Source organism: Nitrospirota bacterium (assembly GCA_016207905.1).
Taxonomy (GTDB): Bacteria; Nitrospirota; Thermodesulfovibrionia; order Thermodesulfovibrionales; family JdFR-86; genus JACQZC01.
On the sequence record JACQZC010000066.1, the window covers coordinates 1 to 18,646 of the forward strand.

The 18,646-nt window shown below is 43.4% G+C and carries 23 protein-coding genes and 2 riboswitches; of the genes, 9 read left to right on the top strand and 14 right to left on the bottom strand.

Annotated features, from left to right (window positions below; all coding sequences use genetic code 11):
• Positions 1–344 (bottom strand): hypothetical protein (locus HY805_08325; protein MBI4824217.1); only part of this gene is annotated, 344 nt, incomplete at its 3' end.
• A gap of 11 nt (positions 345–355) precedes the next feature.
• Positions 356–438, bottom strand: a riboswitch (cyclic di-GMP riboswitch).
• A gap of 738 nt (positions 439–1,176) precedes the next feature.
• Here HY805_08325 and HY805_08330 point away from each other — a divergent pair.
• From HY805_08330 to HY805_08355, 6 genes are all read left to right on the top strand, one after another.
• Complete coding sequence (locus tag HY805_08330; GenBank protein MBI4824218.1) at positions 1,177–1,620, top strand: 50S ribosomal protein L9; 444 nt, start codon at positions 1,177–1,179, stop codon at positions 1,618–1,620.
• Positions 1,617–2,987, top strand: a complete 1,371-nt coding sequence (dnaB, locus tag HY805_08335) for a replicative DNA helicase (GenBank protein MBI4824219.1) — start codon at positions 1,617–1,619, stop codon at positions 2,985–2,987. Before HY805_08330 ends, dnaB begins: the two co-directional genes overlap by 4 nt.
• Positions 2,988–3,030: 43 nt before the next feature.
• Positions 3,031–3,834: an AmmeMemoRadiSam system protein B gene (gene amrB / locus HY805_08340; protein ID MBI4824220.1), complete on the top strand. Its 804-nt coding sequence runs from the start codon at positions 3,031–3,033 to the stop codon at positions 3,832–3,834.
• Between the two features lie 85 nt (positions 3,835–3,919).
• Positions 3,920–4,162 carry a ribbon-helix-helix protein, CopG family gene (locus HY805_08345; protein MBI4824221.1) on the top strand — a complete coding sequence of 81 codons (243 nt, stop codon included), beginning with the start codon at positions 3,920–3,922 and terminating at the stop codon, positions 4,160–4,162.
• A complete protein-coding gene (locus HY805_08350) occupies positions 4,147–4,482 on the top strand; it encodes a type II toxin-antitoxin system PemK/MazF family toxin (GenBank protein MBI4824222.1) in 336 nt (111 codons plus the stop codon). The genes HY805_08345 and HY805_08350 overlap by 16 nt, the downstream gene beginning before the upstream one ends.
• Positions 4,483–4,541: 59 nt before the next feature.
• Positions 4,542–5,087, top strand: coding sequence for an HDIG domain-containing protein (locus tag HY805_08355; GenBank protein ID MBI4824223.1), 546 nt, complete (start codon positions 4,542–4,544; stop codon positions 5,085–5,087).
• 441 nt (positions 5,088–5,528) lie between these two features.
• Here the strand turns inward: HY805_08355 and HY805_08360 are convergent, their stop codons facing one another.
• Genes HY805_08360 through thiS form a run of 6 tightly spaced genes read right to left on the bottom strand, consistent with a single transcriptional unit; the run spans position 5,529 to position 8,979 of the window.
• A complete protein-coding gene (locus HY805_08360) occupies positions 5,529–5,753 on the bottom strand; it encodes a YgiT-type zinc finger protein (protein MBI4824224.1) in 225 nt (74 codons plus the stop codon).
• Between the two features lies 1 nt (position 5,754).
• Positions 5,755–6,072: a DUF4258 domain-containing protein gene (locus HY805_08365; protein ID MBI4824225.1), complete on the bottom strand. Its 318-nt coding sequence runs from the start codon at positions 6,070–6,072 to the stop codon at positions 5,755–5,757.
• 51 nt (positions 6,073–6,123) lie between these two features.
• A complete protein-coding gene (gene thiC / locus HY805_08370) occupies positions 6,124–7,410 on the bottom strand; it encodes a phosphomethylpyrimidine synthase ThiC (GenBank protein ID MBI4824226.1) in 1,287 nt (428 codons plus the stop codon).
• Positions 7,397–8,011, bottom strand: coding sequence for a thiamine phosphate synthase (gene thiE, locus HY805_08375; protein MBI4824227.1), 615 nt, complete (start codon positions 8,009–8,011; stop codon positions 7,397–7,399). The genes thiC and thiE overlap by 14 nt, the downstream gene beginning before the upstream one ends.
• Entirely contained in the window at positions 8,011–8,784 is a 774-nt protein-coding gene (locus HY805_08380; protein ID MBI4824228.1) for a thiazole synthase, read from the bottom strand. Before HY805_08380 ends, thiE begins: the two co-directional genes overlap by 1 nt.
• A complete protein-coding gene (gene thiS / locus HY805_08385; protein ID MBI4824229.1) occupies positions 8,785–8,979 on the bottom strand; it encodes a sulfur carrier protein ThiS in 195 nt (64 codons plus the stop codon). It abuts the gene before it with no gap.
• A 55-nt stretch (positions 8,980–9,034) separates the two neighbouring features.
• A riboswitch (TPP riboswitch) is annotated at positions 9,035–9,139 on the bottom strand.
• Between the two features lie 66 nt (positions 9,140–9,205).
• Here thiS and HY805_08390 point away from each other — a divergent pair.
• Positions 9,206–11,128, top strand: a complete 1,923-nt coding sequence (locus HY805_08390; GenBank protein ID MBI4824230.1) for a molybdopterin biosynthesis protein — start codon at positions 9,206–9,208, stop codon at positions 11,126–11,128.
• Positions 11,129–11,134: 6 nt separating this feature from the next.
• On the opposite strand, the gene scpB is transcribed toward HY805_08390, so the two are convergent.
• Positions 11,135–11,668 carry an SMC-Scp complex subunit ScpB gene (scpB, locus tag HY805_08395; GenBank protein MBI4824231.1) on the bottom strand — a complete coding sequence of 178 codons (534 nt, stop codon included), beginning with the start codon at positions 11,666–11,668 and terminating at the stop codon, positions 11,135–11,137.
• 322 nt (positions 11,669–11,990) lie between these two features.
• On the opposite strand from scpB, the gene HY805_08400 reads away from it, so the two are divergent.
• Together HY805_08400 and HY805_08405 are read left to right on the top strand one after the other, a co-directional pair.
• The gene (locus tag HY805_08400; protein ID MBI4824232.1) at positions 11,991–14,798 is read left to right on the top strand and encodes a GAF domain-containing protein; all 2,808 of its coding nucleotides are present in this window, start codon (positions 11,991–11,993) and stop codon (positions 14,796–14,798) included.
• 114 nt (positions 14,799–14,912) lie between these two features.
• A complete protein-coding gene (locus HY805_08405; GenBank protein ID MBI4824233.1) occupies positions 14,913–15,458 on the top strand; it encodes a winged helix-turn-helix transcriptional regulator in 546 nt (181 codons plus the stop codon).
• 361 nt (positions 15,459–15,819) lie between these two features.
• Here HY805_08405 and HY805_08410 read toward each other — a convergent pair whose 3' ends face one another.
• From HY805_08410 to HY805_08435, 6 genes are all read right to left on the bottom strand, one after another.
• Positions 15,820–16,140, bottom strand: coding sequence for an HNH nuclease family protein (locus HY805_08410; GenBank protein ID MBI4824234.1), 321 nt, complete (start codon positions 16,138–16,140; stop codon positions 15,820–15,822).
• 27 nt (positions 16,141–16,167) lie between these two features.
• Entirely contained in the window at positions 16,168–16,596 is a 429-nt protein-coding gene (locus tag HY805_08415) for a hypothetical protein (GenBank protein ID MBI4824235.1), read from the bottom strand.
• On the bottom strand, positions 16,593–16,964 hold the full coding sequence (gene nifU, locus HY805_08420) for a Fe-S cluster assembly scaffold protein NifU (protein ID MBI4824236.1): 372 nt from the start codon (positions 16,962–16,964) through the stop codon (positions 16,593–16,595). The genes HY805_08415 and nifU overlap by 4 nt, the downstream gene beginning before the upstream one ends.
• Positions 16,946–18,145, bottom strand: a complete 1,200-nt coding sequence (locus HY805_08425) for a cysteine desulfurase (protein MBI4824237.1) — start codon at positions 18,143–18,145, stop codon at positions 16,946–16,948. Before HY805_08425 ends, nifU begins: the two co-directional genes overlap by 19 nt.
• 2 nt (positions 18,146–18,147) lie before the next feature.
• The gene (locus tag HY805_08430; protein MBI4824238.1) at positions 18,148–18,405 is read right to left on the bottom strand and encodes a sulfurtransferase TusA family protein; all 258 of its coding nucleotides are present in this window, start codon (positions 18,403–18,405) and stop codon (positions 18,148–18,150) included.
• Positions 18,406–18,646: hypothetical protein (locus HY805_08435; GenBank protein ID MBI4824239.1), on the bottom strand; the 241-nt coding region annotated here is incomplete at its 5' end.

The window sequence follows — 18,646 nt, forward strand, 5'->3', positions numbered from 1 at the left end:
CAAGAGTCAGTTGCACTCACAGAGAATGCACCACAGGCAGAACTACTTAGACTAACAAGTCCATTTGCATTAATGCTCACACCTGAACCTTCCACACACCACATTATATCGCCAACTGCATTAGCAATGCTATATTGATAACTTCCTGATTTTGTGACCCCATCAGGTCCTGAGATGGATAAAGAACAGGTATTACTTCCTCCTCCTGATGCTACCTGAAGATAGGATGAAGGAGTGGAATTACAGGTATTTCCAGCACTAAGTTCTAATGGAGAGGCAATATAGGGCAATGTTAAAAGAAAGGTGATTGACAGGATAAAACACTTAAGGATATAGCCCTTCATTTTACTCCTGCTTCGGCAACCCCTCTGTCCTTCGACAAGCTCAGGACAGGTGGCTTTGCGTTATTCAGTTACCTGAATTTTGCCTTTTCGGCAAGACCAAACCTGACATATAAAAGCATCTGGGGGGTAGAAAGTCAAGAGGAATTTTTGAGATTCTGAAACAACCCATGAAACAAGTTCAGGGCATGATTCAGAATGACCTCTCTAAAAATCCCCTCCCTTGACGGGAGGGGTTGGGGGACGGTGAACAGAAAAGTCCAATCACCCCTCACCCTCGCCCTCTCCCGCAAGGGGAGAGGGAAGTATTGAACAAACTCTCCCGCAAAGGAGAGAAGATGGATTCCGAACAAGTCGGAATGACGGAAAAAGAGGAGAATAATAGAGGAAACCATAGTTCACTTTTTTCTTGACAAATGGGTTTTGGAGATGTTATTATTTTAACTATGGTTTGTAGACCCTTTGACAGGCTCAGGACGCAGAAAGAGACGGACATTGAAAGAGCAGAGGGTTGCAAATGAGATACTTAAGCAGGAATACGGTATAATCCGGAACCAAAACGGAACTAAACGGAACTATAATGAAGGCAGAATCATTAAAAATCAAGGGGTTATGAGACACCCCACCTCCCCAGTAAACTAAACTTAGGAAGGGAAAGGGAGAATGAACGCTTGAACACTCAAAAGGATGATAAAACTATTGAATTAAAAGAGAAAACAGATGAATTTGCAATTAAAGAATGAACATATAAAAAAAGGGAGATGGAAACAGTTGAAAGAAATAGAAAATCCGATTATACTAAAATACATACCAAAAAGCTAAAAGGAGACCCCACATGAAGGTAATTCTGAAAGACGATATAAAAAGCTTAGGTAAAATGGGAGCAACAGTAAATGTCTCTGACGGATATGCAAGAAACTTTCTTATCCCCAAGGGCCTTGCCGTAGATGCAAGCAATAAGAACATATTGTCGTTGGAGCACGAAAAAAGGCTTATCTCAGCAAAGGCAAAAAAGCAAAGAGACCTGGCCCACTCCTTGAAAGAAAGGCTTTCTTCGATGACCCTGTCAATAGCTGCAAGGGCAGGCGAGGAAGGTAAACTCTTTGGCAGTATTACCACGATGGACATAGCAGATGCCCTCAAGGCAGAAGGCATAGAGATGGACAAAAAAAAGATTCAAATTGAGGAGCCAATAAAGAGGCTTGGGGATTATACCGTTAGTGTCAGAATACAACAAGATGAGGTCGCTTCTGTCAATATAAAGGTGGTCTCCGAATGAAGGCAGTGCCAGAAGAGAAGCTTCCGCCTCAGAACATCGAGGCAGAGCAATCCGTCTTGGGAGCAATACTCATTGAAAGCGATGCCCTGCTAAAGGTCATCGAGATAATCTCAAGGGATGATTTCTATAGGGAATCCCATAGAAAGCTCTTCTCTTCTGCAATAGAGCTTTTCGAAAAGGGCGAGGCTATAGATATCATAACCGTTACAGAGCACCTTTCAAAAAAAAATGCACTTGAGGCTGTAGGTGGTGTGTCTTACATTACAAGCCTTGCAAGCTCCACACCAACTGCGGCAAATGTAAAATATCACGCAAAAATCATAAGGGAAAAGTCTATCCTGAGAGCACTTCTAAGGTCCACAACCGATATAGCAGGCAGGGTTTATGAGGAAGCCCTCGAGCCTGACGAGCTCCTTGATTTTGCGGAAAAGTCAATCTTCGATATATCCGACAAGAGGATTAACACTACCTTTGTGCTTCTTAAGGATGTCATAAAAGACAGCTTTAGCATGATAGAGGACCTCTATGCAAAGAAAGAGACCATAACAGGCGTGCCTTCTGGATTCACGGACTTAGATGAACTAACCACAGGGTTTCAGCCCGGAGACCTCATAATCATAGGTGGAAGGCCCTCTATGGGAAAGACTGCATTGGGCTTGAATATAGCACAGCATGCAGGCATAGAGCTTGCTTTACCTGTTGCCGTATTTAGCCTTGAGATGTCTAAAAGGCAGTTAGCCTTAAGGATGCTCTGCTCAGAGGCAAGAATAGATTCGAATCTCGTAAGAAAAGGCATTATAAGCAAACAGCACTGGCACAGCCTTACATCAGCCGCAGGAAGACTCTCGGGTGCACCTATATTTATAGATGACTCATCAGGCATAAGCGCACTTGAGATAAGGGCAAAGGCACGAAGACTTAAAAAGGAGCATGGACTGAGCCTTGTGATAGTGGATTATCTTCAGCTTATGAGGGGAAGGGGAAATTTCGAAAGACGGGAACAGGAAATATCGGAAATATCTTGCTCCCTTAAGGCACTCGCAAAGGAAATGGAGGTGCCTGTCATAGCACTTAGCCAGCTTAATAGGGAAGTGGAAAAAAGGGAGAACAAGCGTCCTACACTTGCCAACCTCAGGGAATCGGGTGCAATAGAGCAGGACGCAGATGTCATATTATTCCTTCACAGGGATGAGGTCTATGACAAAAACAAGAACAAAGGAAAGGCAGAGGTCATAATCGCAAAACAAAGAAATGGACCAACAGACACTATTAATCTTACCTTCCTTAGTAAATGCACAAAATTCACAAGCCATGTAGATGGCATTCCCTTAGAGGAGGAGGAAGAGGTTACAGGAGAGCCGTTTTAAGGAATCCCTTGCAACCCCTTCTGTGTTATGAAATAATACCTTTATGAAAAGGTCACCTGCTGTAGCAGACCAGTTTTATTATGGAGATAAAGAAAGACTCACAAAACAGGTCCGGGGCTTTATCGTTAAAGATGCACCTAAAGAGCATGCAATAGGAGTCCTCTCACCACACGCAGGCCTTATATACTCAGGCGCAGTTGCAGGGCATGTCTATTCCTCTATAAGGTTTCCAAAGACATTTGTGCTCATAGGGCCAAATCATACTGGGCTTGGAGCACCTGTGTCCCTCTGGTCTCAGGGTCAGTGGGAGATACCAACAGGTGTTTTTGAGGTAGATGAAAAACTCTCAAGAAAGATTCTTGAGAATATTCCGCTTATTACAAAGGACATGCAAGCACATGCATTTGAGCACTGCCTCGAGGTTCAGCTTCCATTTATAGGATATTTTGAATTGGAAGTCAAGATTGTACCTATAATCGTGATGTCAGCAGGGCTTAAGGAACTGAAGGCAATAGGACAGGGCATTGCAGGTGCAATAAAAGATATAGGGTATGATGTTGTCATAGTGGCAAGCTCTGATATGAGCCACTATGTATCTGACACCCTCGCAAGACAGAAAGACAGGCTTGCAATAGACAGGCTCTTAGCACTCGACCCTGAGGGACTCTATAACACAGTTAAAAAGGAAAACATCTCCATGTGTGGGTATATGCCTGCTGTGATAATGCTTTATGCCTCAGTTACACTTGGAGCCAAAGAGGCAAGGCTCGTTAGATATGCCACATCAGGTGAGGTAAGCGGTGACTTTGACCATGTTGTTGGCTATGCAGGGATAATCGTTAAATGAATCGTCTATACCGCCTGCCTTATCTAAGAGAAACTTGACAGGTAAGCCAATGGTATGATAAAAAGGAATACCAGGAGGTGATAATATGCCTGCCACAAAGATTGCTATTACAGTAGAGAAAGATATCGTTAAACAGATAGACCGTCTTGTAAGGGAAGGAAAATACAGGAGCAGGTCAAAGGCTATACAAGATGCCCTTAAAGGCAGATTGATGGATTGGAGGAGAAAGAGGCTCTTTGAAGAGGTATCAAAGCTTGACCCCAAAGAAGAGCAGGACATTGCCGAGGAATCCCTCCATATGGAAGACGAAGAATGGGAAAAATACTGAGGGGTGATATTTACTGGGCAGACCTTAATCCTGTAAGGGGAAAAGAGCAGGCAGGCATGAGACCTGTCCTTGTAGTTAGCCATGATATCTTTAATGAGAAATCCGGGACTGTGATTGCAATGGCAATAACGAGCAAAGAGCCGAGGGCAGGTTTTCCGTTGACATTAGAGCTTCAAGGGGCAGGGTTGCCCAAGCGTTCTTGGGTAAAGATTAGCCAGATACGAACCATGTCCACAGAGAGGCTCGGAAAAAGAATTGGCAAGGCATCTGCTGAGGATACAGAAGCGGTTATTGAAGGGCTTATGGATGTAGTGGGGTAAGACTGCATGTATTTGAAAAAATCTCAGGCTGATACCTTTTGAATGTAAAATAAAAACTTGTGGAGCCGATTAAGATAATCAAAAAATACTATCATAAGCATTTAGAGGCTGAGAGGTTTCTTATTGCCCACAGCCGCATGGTGGCAAAAAAAGCTCTTAAGGTTGCACAAAATGTAATACACCTTAGCCCTGACATGAAATTTATCGAGGAGGCAGGAATGCTTCACGACATAGGGATATTCATGACCCATGCACCAAATTTAGGCTGTTTTGGAGAAAACCCATATATCTGCCATGGCTACTTAGGAAGGGAAATCTTAGAGAAGGAGGGTTATCCAAAACATGCAATCGTATGCGAAACCCATGTTGGTGTTGGGCTAACGGTCGATGATATAAAAAAGAAAGGGTTTCCTTTGCCTTTAAGGGATATGACTCCAAAGAGCCTAGAGGAAAAGATTATATGCTTTGCAGATAAATTCTATTCAAAATCAGGAGACCCTCTTAAGGAAAAGCCCCTTGTGGAGGTAAGGGCTTTCATATCAAGGTTTGGTGAGGAAAAGCTCAAGATATTTAATGAGTGGGTAAGGTTGTTTCTGGGTGAGTAGTGCCCTAAAAATTTTATATTCTCTGAGAATAGCTTAAAAGAGAGCAACTCTGGTGAGGTCAACCAAATAATGTTTCCCCGTAGATTAATCGGGCATCTAAGTTCTGTAGCTGTTTAAAGCTCGCTTTAAGGATTCCTCTATGACTGTCCAGATGATGCCTTCAGACGAATTAGTTTTAGAAAATTCTTTTCTCGTTTGACGAAATATTATCCCACCAGTCAATACAAGATTAAGTATTTGACCGGCTTGTACTATTTCCGATGAAATTTTGCGGTTAAATATAAGATACAAAATAAGCAACTTTAAAATCTCTGCATGGTTCTTGGTTATTTCTACAGGCGATCCGTATATCTCCTTAAATACCCTCTGAATAATACTTCTGTATTCCCTTTACCATCTCCAGCGGAAAGACATCATGTGCGTTGATGTGCTTTGCAGGCATCAGGCGTATTCATAAAGGGGAACTGTCCCGGCAGGCCGTGTTGCTGTCCTAAGCAGATCCTCAATATGCCTAACTGTTTCAGGCTTAAGAAGGACATCTCCGCATACAGAACAGGCATCTGCTGGGACATGGTCAATGACGATTACCTGTCCTTTATGACGCACGGTATGCACAATCTGACGCTCTTCGTATACGCCAGGGCATCCTTCAATACTGCACTTCATCTTACTGCCTCCTTTGAGCCGGTGTCACCCATTTTGGCGGTTTCGGCTCATATAATGTTATTATTATAAGCACAGGCATTGCTGTTGTGCAAACAATATGTAAATGCCGTCCCTTTTTTGTAAGACCATTGAGCAAGCAACACGCCCCTCTACGGTGCTCAGGATAATTCTCCAAAATGTCCCCTGAAGCAATAGCCTCCAAGACTTCATCAAGTGTAATATCTTCCTCTGCCATTTCTTGATGAGCATGTAGAGTAATACGGATGTCCTCTGCGTTTGCCTGAGTCCGTATCCGTCTCAGTATTTCCTCTAAGTCCATAATTTCAGACATCTTAGACTATTTTACAATTTCCCTCAGATAAAGGCATCGCTAATGCCCGCCCTTCAGTGCCCTCTCGACAGTCCTTATGGCACAGAACTCACCACACATACTACAGACCTCATTATCTAAAAGTGGGACCGATGCCCTCAATGCCTTTACCTTTTCAGGGTTAAAGCTAATTGATATCTGGCCTTCCCAGTTAAGGGCTTTTCTATGAATAGCCATCTGTTTATCTTTTTCTATTGCAGATGGAATGCCCTTTGCAATATCACCAGCGTGTGCGGCTATCTTTGAGGCTATAAGTCCCTCTTTTACATCCTCTAAGTCAGGAAGCCTTACATGCTCAGAAGGCGTTACATAGCAGAGGAAATCCGCACCTGCGCCTGCGGCTATTGCGCCTCCTATGGCACCTGCTATATGGTCATATCCCATTGCAATGTCAGTGACAAGTGGTCCAAGCACATAGAAAGGTGCGCCCTTACAAAGCTCCTTTTGTAGTTTTATATTCAGCTCAACCTGATTAAGTGGAACATGCCCGGGGCCTTCTACAATAACCTGAATGCCCTCCTTAACTGCTATGTCCCTTAGCTCGGAAATCGTAATCAGCTCTTCAAGCTGAGACCTGTCTGTTGCATCATGTATGCATCCTGGTCTCATGCCATCTCCTAAGCTCAGGGTCATATCGTATCTTTTTGCGAGCTCAAGGAGTCTTCCGAAGTCTTCATAAAGAGGGTTTTCCCTGTCATTCAGAATCATCCATTCGATAAGAAACGCACCGCCTCTGCTTACAACATCAAGGAGCCTTCCTTCTGATTTAAGCCTTTCTACTGCCTTTCTTGTGACACCTGAATGAACCGTGACGAAATCCACGCCGTCTTCACCGTGCTCTTCTATTACCTGAAAGATGTTATCAGGGCTCATATTCCTTATGCTTCCATAACTTTGAACTGCCCTTAAGACGGCTTCGTATATAGGGACAGTTCCAAATGAAATAGGGGATTCATTAAGTATTGCCCTTCTTAGCTCCTTAATCCTTCCTCCTGTTGAAAGGTCCATAAGTGCATCTGCTCCATATTCAATAAGTATATGTAGCTTTTTAATCTCATCATCGAAATCCGCCTTGTCCTTAGATGTCCCTATATTTGCATTAACCTTTGTCCTTAAGCCCCTGCCAATGGCAATTGGCTTTATGTTGTGTTTTATGTTTCTTGGTATAACGCTTAGCCCTTTTGCAATATCCTCTGAAAGGGTCTCGGCTGTGACAGGCTCGAGCCTTACTACTTCTTTTACCTCATCAGTGATGATTCCCTTTTTCGATAGCTCAATTCTTGTCATAAAGTAACCTCATATATTCTTCTGTTTTCGTTTTAATGTTAGCCGATGAAAGTAGCCCTGATATGACTGAAACTCCATCTGCCCCTGCTTTCATGACCTCTTTAAGATTATGGAGCTTTATCCCGCCTATTGCAAGCACAGGGATTTTTACCTTTGACCGTATATATTTAAAAGTCCGAACCCCAATGGGTTTGCCATATGCCAGCTTGGATAGTGTCTCATATACAGGGCCAAGTGTGATAAAATCAGCGCCCTCATTTTCTGCACCGAGAGCCTCCTTGAGGCTGTGGGTAGAGACACCAATAAGGAGTTTGTCGGATAGTTTTTTAACTGCCTTGAGGGGCATACTTTTCTGTCCAAGATGTATGCCATCTGCATCTATAGAAATCGCAATATCGAGCCTGTCGTTTATAAAAAGTCTTGCACCGTACTTAAGGGTAAGCTCTCTTAATCTCTGTGCAAGCTCAAGAAGTTTTTTTGTGTTCATATCCTTTTCTCTAAGCTGTATAGCCCTACATCCGCCTTTAAGGGCAGACTCAACAGATTTTGCGATGTCAGGTGTAAGAGTCCTGTCAGTTATGAGATAGAGCTTAAAATCCATCAGAGCATTCCCTCTATCGGAGAGCTTGCGGATGCATAGAGTTTTCTGGGAATCCTTCCTGCCCTGTATGCCAGTCTTCCTGCCAAGACTGCATATTTCATGGCAGATGCCATTGCTATAGGGTCTTTTGCACCTGCTATAGCAGTATTTATGAGCACTGCATCGCATCCAAGCTCCATCGAAAAGGTTGCATCCGATGCAGTTCCAACCCCTGCATCCACAATGACAGGCACATCTACTGTCTCAAGGATAATCTTTATGTTATAGGGGTTTCTTATTCCCAGCCCCGAGCCTATGGGTGCTCCAAGAGGCATGATTGCAGCTGCCCCGGCATCCACAAGCCTCTTTGCAGTTACAGGGTCATCGTTTGTATATGGAAAGACTATGAAGCCCTCTTTTGCAAGGATTTCGGTTGCCTTAAGAAGGCCACAGACATCAGGGAAAAGAGTCTTTTCGTCTCCAATGACCTCAAGCTTTATAAGGTCCGAGATTCCAGCTTCTCTTGCAAGCCTTGAGTATCTCAGGGCATCACTTACTGTGTAACAGCCTGCTGTGTTTGGCAGGATTTTGTATTTTTTCGGGTCTATGTAATCAAGAAGATTCTCTGAGCTTTTATCTATGATATTAATTCTTCTAACCGAAACTGTAACGACATCTGCTCCTGATGCCTCAACAGCCTTTTTTGTCTCCTCAAAGTCCCTGTATTTTCCTGTTCCAACCCAGAGCCTTGAGCTAAACTCGATGTCCTTAATTGTCAACCTATTATCATTCATTTATCCACCTCCTACGAAATTCACAATCTCTACCCTGTCGCCTTCATGGAGAAGAAAATTCACATAATCCTTTTTCCTTACGATACTGAGGTTCACCTCAACAGCAACTGCCTTGTTGTTTATACCAAGCTCCACAAGGAGTTCCCTGATGGTTCCCTTCGATGTCTCTAAGTCCTGACCATTTATCTTAATCATCATAAAAATAAAAAAGGTCGCTGACCCCGGGACAGCGACCTTGCTCCTTCATTAACGGTTAATGCTCCCTCTTCCCTACGCCAGCATTATCCGGATCAGGTTCATGGGGTCTCCCGATGCATCGGGACTCTCAGGCCATTGGCCTCCCCCCAAGGGTATAAAGAAAGTATAGTTTAGGAATTAAGGTTATGTCAACAAGGGAAAGATGTTATATTATTGATGGAAGATGAGGCGTAATATATTCAGGGAAATTCAGGCAATGCCCCTCGATGAGGCACTGGCATTGTGGTTTGGAAACAATGAAGTCAAATCCATCTGCCTTGAACCTGAGACGGTTCCTGTAATAGAGTCCCTCTTTAGGGTTACAGGAGAGGCAGTTACTGCAAAACTCTCCTCTCCTTCGTTTCACTCCTCTGCAATGGATGGCTATGCAGTCAGGTTTTCGGATACATTTTCCGCATCAGAGACAAGCCCAAAGAGGCTTAAGATAGGCTCAGAGGCAATCTACATAGATACAGGACAGCCTATGCCAGATGAATTCAATGCGGTCGTAATGGTGGAAGATACAAATATAATTAATGACTCTATAGAGATTATCTCTCCAGTTACGCCATGGCAGAATGTAAGGACAATCGGCGAGGACATAGTTTCAACCGAGCTGATACTTCCTGAAAACCATAGAATTAGACCAATAGATGTAGGTGCAATGCTTGCAAGCGGTCATACAGAGGTCAAGGTCAGGAAAAAGCCTGTGGTTGCCCTGCTCCCAACAGGCTCTGAGATTATAGAGCCGGGAACACCATTTAAGAAAGGAAATATAATAGAATTTAACTCAAGGATATTAGGAGGGCTTGTAACCGAATGGGGCGGAAAGCCTTTAAGACTAAACATCGTGCCTGATGAGCCACATAAACTCAAAAGTGCTATTAAGGATGCCACCGAGAAAGCAGATTTGATTGTTATAATAGGAGGTGCATCGGCAGGCTCAAAGGACTTCACTTCAGATGTTATAAGAGGAATGGGTGAGGTCATTTCGCATGGAATAAGCATAAAGCCCGGAAAACCCCTGATACTTGGCATAATAAATGGAAAGCCTGTGCTTGGCATTCCGGGTTATCCAGTGTCAGCATATATCACATTTTTACTTTTTGCAATGCCACTTATAAAAAGATGGCAGGGGCTCAGCCCCGAAGCAGAGGAAACTATAAGTTCAAAGCTCTCAAGGCAGATTGCCTCTCCTCAGGGTCAGGAGGAGTTTATCAGGGTTAAGCTCGGAAAAGTAAGAGACTGCCTCATAGCAACTCCCATTGGAAGAGGTGCAGGGCTTGTCATGTCCCTTGTAAGGGCAGACGGTTTTCTCAGAATCCCTCAGATGTCCGAAGGCTTCCCTTCAGGCGCAGATGTCAATGTAACGCTTCTTCGCTCAAAGAAAGACATAGAAAACACAATCGTCTCCATAGGAAGTCATGACAATACATTAGACATCCTTGCGAATGTCCTGAAGAAAAGATACCCTGAGCTTTCTTTTTCTTCTGCCCATGTTGGCTCGATGGCAGGCTTGATTTCTCTTAAAAGAGCCGAGGCACACATTGCACCAACTCATCTTTTAGATGAGGAGACAGGTCAGTATAATGTTCCTTTCATAAAAAGACTTATGCCTGAAAAAAAGATTGTTCTTATTAACCTCGTTTACCGTATACAGGGTCTTGTCGTGAAAAAGGGAAACCCCAAGGACATAAAGGGCTTTAGGGACCTCAAGAGGGACGATGTAATCTTTATCAACAGGCAAAGGGGCGCAGGAACGAGACTTCTCCTCGATAAAAACCTGAGGGAATTGGGCATAGAGCCAAGGTCTGTAAAGGGCTACGAAAGGGAGGAATACACTCATATGGCAGTTGCCTCTGCTATTCTTACAGGACTCGTTGACACAGGATTAGCAATACTGGCATCTGCAAATGCCCTCGGATTGGACTTTATCCCCCTTGTAGAGGAACGATATGATTTTGCCATATTAGAGGAGTTTATCGGGACAGAGAAGATTCAGGCACTTCTAAAGATTATCAGGGAGGATAAGGAATTCAGAGAAAGCGTCCTTGGGCTTGGAGGCTATGATATAAGGGACATGGGTAATGTGATGTGGTCAGGCTGAGTGTCTCTATGCACTTGCCTCTTCTCTTTGAAGCTCCTTGAGGGTTGGTAACTCTGTAAGGTTTTTTAGAGCAAAGTATTCGAGAAACTCCCTTGTTGTGCCATAAAGAAGAGGTCTTCCAGGGGCATCCTTCTTACCAACCACCTTGATGAGCCTTCTTTCAAGAAGTGTTTTTACCACACCGTCGGAATTAACACCCCTTAGCTCATCTACCTCTGCCTTTTGAATTGGCTGTTTGTATGCAATGATTCCAAGGGTCTCGAGGCTTGCCATAGAAAGCCTCTGTGCCTTTTGAGAGCCTAAGAACTTCTTTATCGATTCTCCATGTTCGGGGTTTGTAAGCATTCTCCATCCGCCTGCTGACTCAACAATAAGCACCCCAGAGTCTCTTTCCCTATATTCATGAATAAGCTCCTCCATAATGGATTTGACCTCTGCCTCTGCCAGCTCACATGCGGATTTAAGCTCAGAGGCACTTACAGTCTCGCTTGAAACAAACAAAAGTGCCTCAAGAAGGGATTTCTTTTTCCTTTCATCCATTTTCTAAAATAACAGATAGGGTTATGGAATTTCAAATCGAGACCTTGAGATGCTTCCTTACACTATCGTTGCGAGGCAAAGCCTAAGCAATCTCAGCTTGTCATTCTGAACCCTCAACTTGTCATGCTGAACTTGTTTCAGCATCTCTGAGACCCTGAAACGAGTTCAGGGTGACAGAATAGGACTTTTTCAGGGCTCTCAATTTACACAGAAGATTTTACGCTGTCCTAAATAAATTTGGTTGCATAAAATATTTATTATATCTTATCAGTTGCAAAGCTTCCGATTGTGTGATATAACTTTATTACCTATTAGAGGAACCATGGCAAGGGATAAATTTACAACATTTTTGTCTGGGTGGAAATCTTCGGCACTCGTTATTGACAACGGATATAAAGTAATAGGCGCAAATCCAGCTTATTGTAACATGAAGGGACTTAAAGAGCCTGAGATAATAGGCAGTGCCTGCTATAAAGTCTCTCATGACAAAAATGAGCCTTGCACCGACTGCCTCCTTGAAGATGCACTAAAAACAGGAATGTCTTCTGTAATCACACGCTCATATCTTATACAGGACAAACCAAGCCACTTTCAGATAGAGGTTATACCTATTGGGAAAAAGGTAGTCCTTGAAACTACAACCGATATTACGGATGAGATTCTATTAAAAGAGGAATTTAATGAACAGGCAGTTAAACTTCAAATCCTTGAGAAGGTTCTTGGAGAATGGCCGGATGTAAAGACTCCGAGAGATATTCTTGAAAGGGTGTGCAACACTGTGCTAACTCAACTCGGATATAAAATGGTCTGGGTGGGGCTTATTAAGAAAGACAGTTATGATGTAATGCCTATGTTTTCAATGGGCTTTGAAGAAGGCTATCTTTCCTCCATAAAGGTCACATATGACGACTCCCCTTATGGAATGGGTCCAACAGGTATGTGCATAAAAACAGGAAAACCCCAGATAATGAGAGACATAGCAGAAAACCCTAAATATGAACCATGGAGAAAGGAGGCTATTAAAAGGGGCTACCTTTCATCATCCGCATTCCCTCTCATCTCAAAAGGAAAGGCAATCGGTGCCCTGAACATCTATAGCACCATGCCCGATGCCTTTCCTGCTAAAGATATAGAAGTCATCGAGGCATTCGCAGGAGCCACTGCTATTGCAATTGAAAACTCCATGCTCATGGAAACAGTAATAAAAGGACAAGAGGAATGGATGACAACATTTGACTCTATTACAAATCCAATATTCATTCACGACAGACAATACCGTATTATAAGGGCAAACAAGGCATATGTGGAAATGGCAGGCGTGTCATTTAAAGATGCCATAGAGAAACCTTACTATGAGATATTTCCTAAAAGACAAGACGCTTTACCTTCCTGCAAGGATGCAGTTAAAGAGGGCAGGATAGAGCCAAGAAAAATAGAAAAAATAGAGGCGCCCTCAGGCGAGACATTGCTTTCAATGGCATTCCCCATATACGAAGCAGATGTTCCTGTAAGCTTCGTTCATATCTTTACAGACATCACAGAGCTCACAAAGGCTTATGTGACAATAGAAGAGGAAGCTAAAATATCATCGAGCCTTCTTGACCTTTCAAACTCGGTAAGCAAACTCCTTGACATTGGCGCAATACTACAAGAGGTATCAAAGACAATCATCAAACTCGTCTCTGCCCGAAAGACAGCCATATTCCTAAGAGACACCGATGAGGAAAAATATAAGGCAATAGTGTTTCACGGCTGGTCAGATCACCTCGTTCCTGTTATAAGCACCATGAGGCTTACGAGGGGCGAGATGCCTGCAGTTGACATGTTCCTCGATGGCGAGGATGTCTTTATCAACAATGCATCCTCAAGTGAGTTTCTGAGTAACCAGTTCAGGGACCTTGAGCTTGGGAATATTGTCATCTCACCTATAGAGACAGGAGAGGGTGTTATGGGAGCCGTCATGGTCGAAAAAAAAGAGCAATTCTCCCAGAAAGACAAGAGTATCCTGAGAGGTATAATCTCAACCTCATCCATTGCAGTTGAAAATGCAAAGCTCTATAAAGACTCCATCGAGATATCGTCTGACCTTGCACGAAGGGTAGAGACAATCAGGACAACATATGAGATAGATAGAACGATTCTTTCAACGCTTAATCGGAAAGAGATTCTGGAGGTCGTGGCAAAAAACACCCAGAGGATAATACCTGCCGATAAGGTGATAACGATAGAGCTTAACGATGAAGATACAGGCTACATATATAGGTCTGGACTCATCCCCATTGGGGCATCTCCTTTTTTATATTCTATAATAAAGACAGGTAGGGTTGTTTCTGTGCCTGACCTTTCTGTTTTTAGACACCCAGAGACCGTTACCACGGACTTCATCAAAGAAGGCTTCAGCTCTCTCATCGCTATCCCGCTTTACACAAAGGGCAAAAAGTTCGGCTGTATAATCATGGCAAGCAAAAGGGTAGCCGCATTTGACAAGGAAGACATAGCAAACGGAGAGAAGCTCACTGCACAGGTGGCTATTGCACTTGAGAATGCAAAGCTCTATGAGGACATCAAAGAGCTTTTCATCTCTATCATCGGTGTCTTAGTTAATGCAGTGGATGCAAAGTCTACATGGACAAAGGGACACTCCGAAAGGGTGACAACCTATGCCATGATTTTAGGTAAGGAGATGGGACTTGCGGAAGGGGATATGGAGAAACTGAGACTTGCCAGCCTTCTACACGATATAGGCAAGATAGGCACATACGATGTAATACTGGATAAGCCAGAGAGGCTTACGGATGATGAGTTTGCACTCGTCAAGATGCATCCTGCCAAAGGAGCTGAGATATTGGAGCCGATTAAACAGCTAAAGGACATTGCTCCTATAATCAAGGGTCATCACGAAAAACTTGACGGCTCAGGCTACCCCGATGGACTTAAAGGAGATGAAATCCCTTTGCTTGCAAGAATACTGTGCGTTTCTGATTCCTTTGACTCGATGACCGCAGATAGGCCGTACCGTCCTGCACCAGGAAAGGAATATGCAGTATCGGAGCTTAAAAGGTGCTCAGGCACACAGTTTGACCCACGCGTAGTAGAGGCATTTCTGAGGGGAATGAAGAAGTTTGAATAAATAGAACAATCGTTGCCCTTAAAGCATTGTTCACAAAAAAGCATCTTTTGTTTTAAAATTGATTTTTTTGTTGACAAATAGTATTTCTTATGATAAGATTTCCTTAAGGTGAGGATGTTAAAAAGTTTATTCTCATCATCTGTAAGGGCAGATGTGCTATCGCTCTTACTCAATAGCCCTGACGAGAAGTTCTATGTCAGGGAGATAGCAAAGCTCCTCAGAAGAAACCCCTCAAGCGTAAAACGGGAACTCGATAACCTCGAAGGCAGTAGCATCGTCCTCAGCGAGAAGGTTGCCAACCTGAAATATTTTCAGGCAAACAAGGAATCCGAGCTTTACTCGGAACTTAAAAACCTGATAACAAAATCCCTCGGTCTTCCCGGAGCACTCAAGGCAGTGCTTAGGGCATCAGGCGCAAAGTCGGCTTTTATCTATGGTCCTTATGCAGAGGGAGAAGACACAGGCTCTGTTGACCTCTTTATAATAGGTGCCGAGGCTCCAATAGAGAGAGAGCTAAAAGACCTCGAGAAGAAATTCGGCTATAAGCTCAATTTCACCCAAATGGATGAGGAAGAATACAGTGGTAAAAAGAAAAAGAAAGACGCCCTACTAAGGCGTATCCTCTTAGGCAAGAGGATTAGGCTCATAGGGAAAACTTAATCCCTATGGGAATTACAGTGAAAGAAAGGAGGTGAGCTTAATGGCAACAAAGAAATCAGCTGCTAAGAAAACAGCAAAGAAGAAAGCAAAGAAGAAATAACACTTCTGCCTGGGGAAGGGGGTCATTCATCGAGGAAATATTGGCCCCTTTCCCCAGAACTTTTTCCTTTATATTAAAGCCATTCAGGAGAAAAATCAAGTAAATTTGTAACTCATTGATTTAAAAGGATTTTTCTACCAAAGGAGATTGTTTTTATCATGAATTCCCAGCAGTTCATCTTCATCTTAAAGTTATAGCTTTAAGATGTCTTGCTTGTCAAGTTTTTTTATGAATGTTAATTGTGGAGCCCATTTTTGTGCATTAACTCCCCAAATAGTCACCAAGCAACCCCCTGCTGTGCTCATCCTCGTGACAATAAACACAGAGATTTTCCCAGTTGGAACCATCCGTGGGATTATTGCTGTGGTTGCCATCCTTATGATGAACGGTCAAAAGATGCCGATGCTTATAGTCAAACTCTCTTCTGCATTTGGCACAGATAAGCCCATGTATCTTAAAAGACTGTTCTCTATAATCAGTTGAAGGGTTGCCGACATGTTTCAATTCTCTCACAATATCAATTACAGACCTTGCACTGTCTTTCCTCTGAGGCCTTTTCCTTCTAAAGTTGCTATGTCTCATCTAAGTTCCCTCATGCTGATTTTTCCTTCAATAATACTCAAAGCCATCCTTCTGGCTTCTGACAGAGCCATTGGCAGGGTAATACAGATATGCAAGACCAAATGGGTCAAGTATATTCATCCTCTCATCCACGGAGTAAGGCTCTATATATTTGCGCCTGAAGATAGGCTTTCCTACATATCTTTGGGTTTCATCTTCACCTACCTTGTGTGGTAGGGCGTATTCCTCGGATATTAGCTCTTTGAGGTCATTGGGGTATCTGCCTTTGATTATCTTGAATAGCAAGATTGACTGTCTTAAGTTGATAAGTTCTATTCTGAGGGCTTCCTTTTTAGCCTCGATGGCAGTCCTTTCGAATCTTTCCATAAATGTAATTGCCAAGACTCCGATTATGATGAGAACAATAAATGTCTCTACAATCCCATAGCCTTCACTTGAGGGTGTCTTTAGCTTCACTTTTTCTGTTTGTCCTTATAATCGGCGATTGCCTTTCTCAGGGCATCTGCACCTAAGTTTGAGCAATGCATCTTCTGCGCAGGAAGCCCTTCCAGCTCATTTGCAACCGATTCCTTTGAGATGAGTAATGCCTCCTCGATGGTCTTGCCCTTTGCCATCTCGGTAATCATACTGCTTACTGCTATTGCCGCTCCACAGCCAAATGTCTGAAACTTTGCATCGACAATCCTTCCTTCGCTGACCCTGATGGTTATCTTCATGACATCTCCGCATGTTGGGTTGCCTTCTTCGCCTACACCATCGGGGTTTTCTATCTCTCCGACATTCCTTGGATTCATAAAATGCTCCATTACTTTTGCGGAATACATTGTCCTGTCTCCTCCATGCCTCCCCAGCCTTTTTGATAAGGGGAGATTTCTCTTAGTCTTTTTACGATTACCGGAAATTCCGTAAGCAGATAGTTTATATCATCCTCTGTGTTTTCGTATCCAAGAGAAAACACAATAGAGCCCTGTGCAAGGTTAGGAGAGATGCCCATAGAAAGGAGCACAGGGGATGCCTTAAGGGCTTTTGATGAGCATGCAGAGCCAGATGCCGCATATATGCCCAAAACTGCAAGCAAAAGGAGCATTGACTCGCCTTCTATGAACTCCACTACAAAGCTTGCATGACCAGGAAGTCTCTCTGAGGGATGGCCTGTGAGATAGACCTTTTCTGTCTTAAGAATGCCCTCTATAAGCTTGTCCCTTAAGCCCTTTATATAGTGCACCCTTTCAGGTAGCTTTTCCTTTGCAATCCCTGCGGCTCTTCCCATGCCCACTATTGCAGGGACATTCTCTGTGCCAGCCCTTCTTCCGCCTTCCTGTATGCCGCCATATATAAGCGGCACTATCCTCATCCCTTCCCTTAGATAAAGGGCACCTGCACCTTTTGGCCCATAAAACTGATGCCCTGCCATACTGAGGAGGTCAACACCTAAGTCAGACACATCGATTGGTATACTGCCTACCCCTGAAACTGCATCTGTGTGAAATGTTATGCCCTTTTCCTTTGCTATGTGAGCAAGCTCCTTTATTGGCTGAACCGTTCCAACCTCTGGGCTTGCAAGTATTATCGAGATTAAAATCGTCTCATTTGTAATTGCCTTTCTTAAGGACTCAGGGCTAATCGTGCCATATTTGTCGGGATGTAGAAAGGTAACGGCAAAACCTGACTTTTCAAGAAACCTTGCTGAGTTAAGCACAGAGTGATGTTCTACCTTTGACACTATAATGTGACTACCCTTGCTCTGCTTTGCGAGGGCAATCCCTCTCAGGGCAAGGTTATTTGCCTCTGCACCCGATGATGTAAAGATAATCTCTGAGGGCTTAACATTTATCAGGGAGGAGACCTCTGCCCTTGCCTCCTCTATTGCCTTTCTTGCCCTCATACCTGACTCATAAATGCTGAGGGGGTTGCCAAAGTCCTCCTTAAGATAGGGCATTATTGCCTTAAGAACCTCTTCATCGAGAGGGGTTGTGGCAACATGGTCAAAATACCTTACCTGCATATTTACCTCTCTTTCTTTTTAATGAAAAACTTAAAAAACTCCTCTGTCTCTTCAATCCCAAGAAACTCATTTCCTGTTTTTTCGCACCAGCCAGAAATGTCCTCGAAAGCACCGTCATAATCAGTAAGGATTTCAAGCACCTGACCAGGGGAAAGTGTCTTCATCAGTTCCTCTAACTTAAGAAGATGCATCGGACACATCATATATACTATATCAGCAGTGACATCTGCCTTGACATTCTCGATAAATCTAACAGGCATCTAATTTTGCCTCTTTGTTTTTCTATCGGGCATTGTCCTCACAAGACCTTCTGTATTAAGCAGGTTATCCAATGTGATGGTGCTTAAGAATTCATCTATCTTCTCTCCCAATGCCCTCCAGAGAAGATATGTGACGCAAATATCGATGCGACTGCATCCCTCATCAGGGTTAAGACACGATGTTATGGCAACAGGGCCTTCAAGCTCCTTAAGGATATTACTTATAGAGATTTCATCGGGC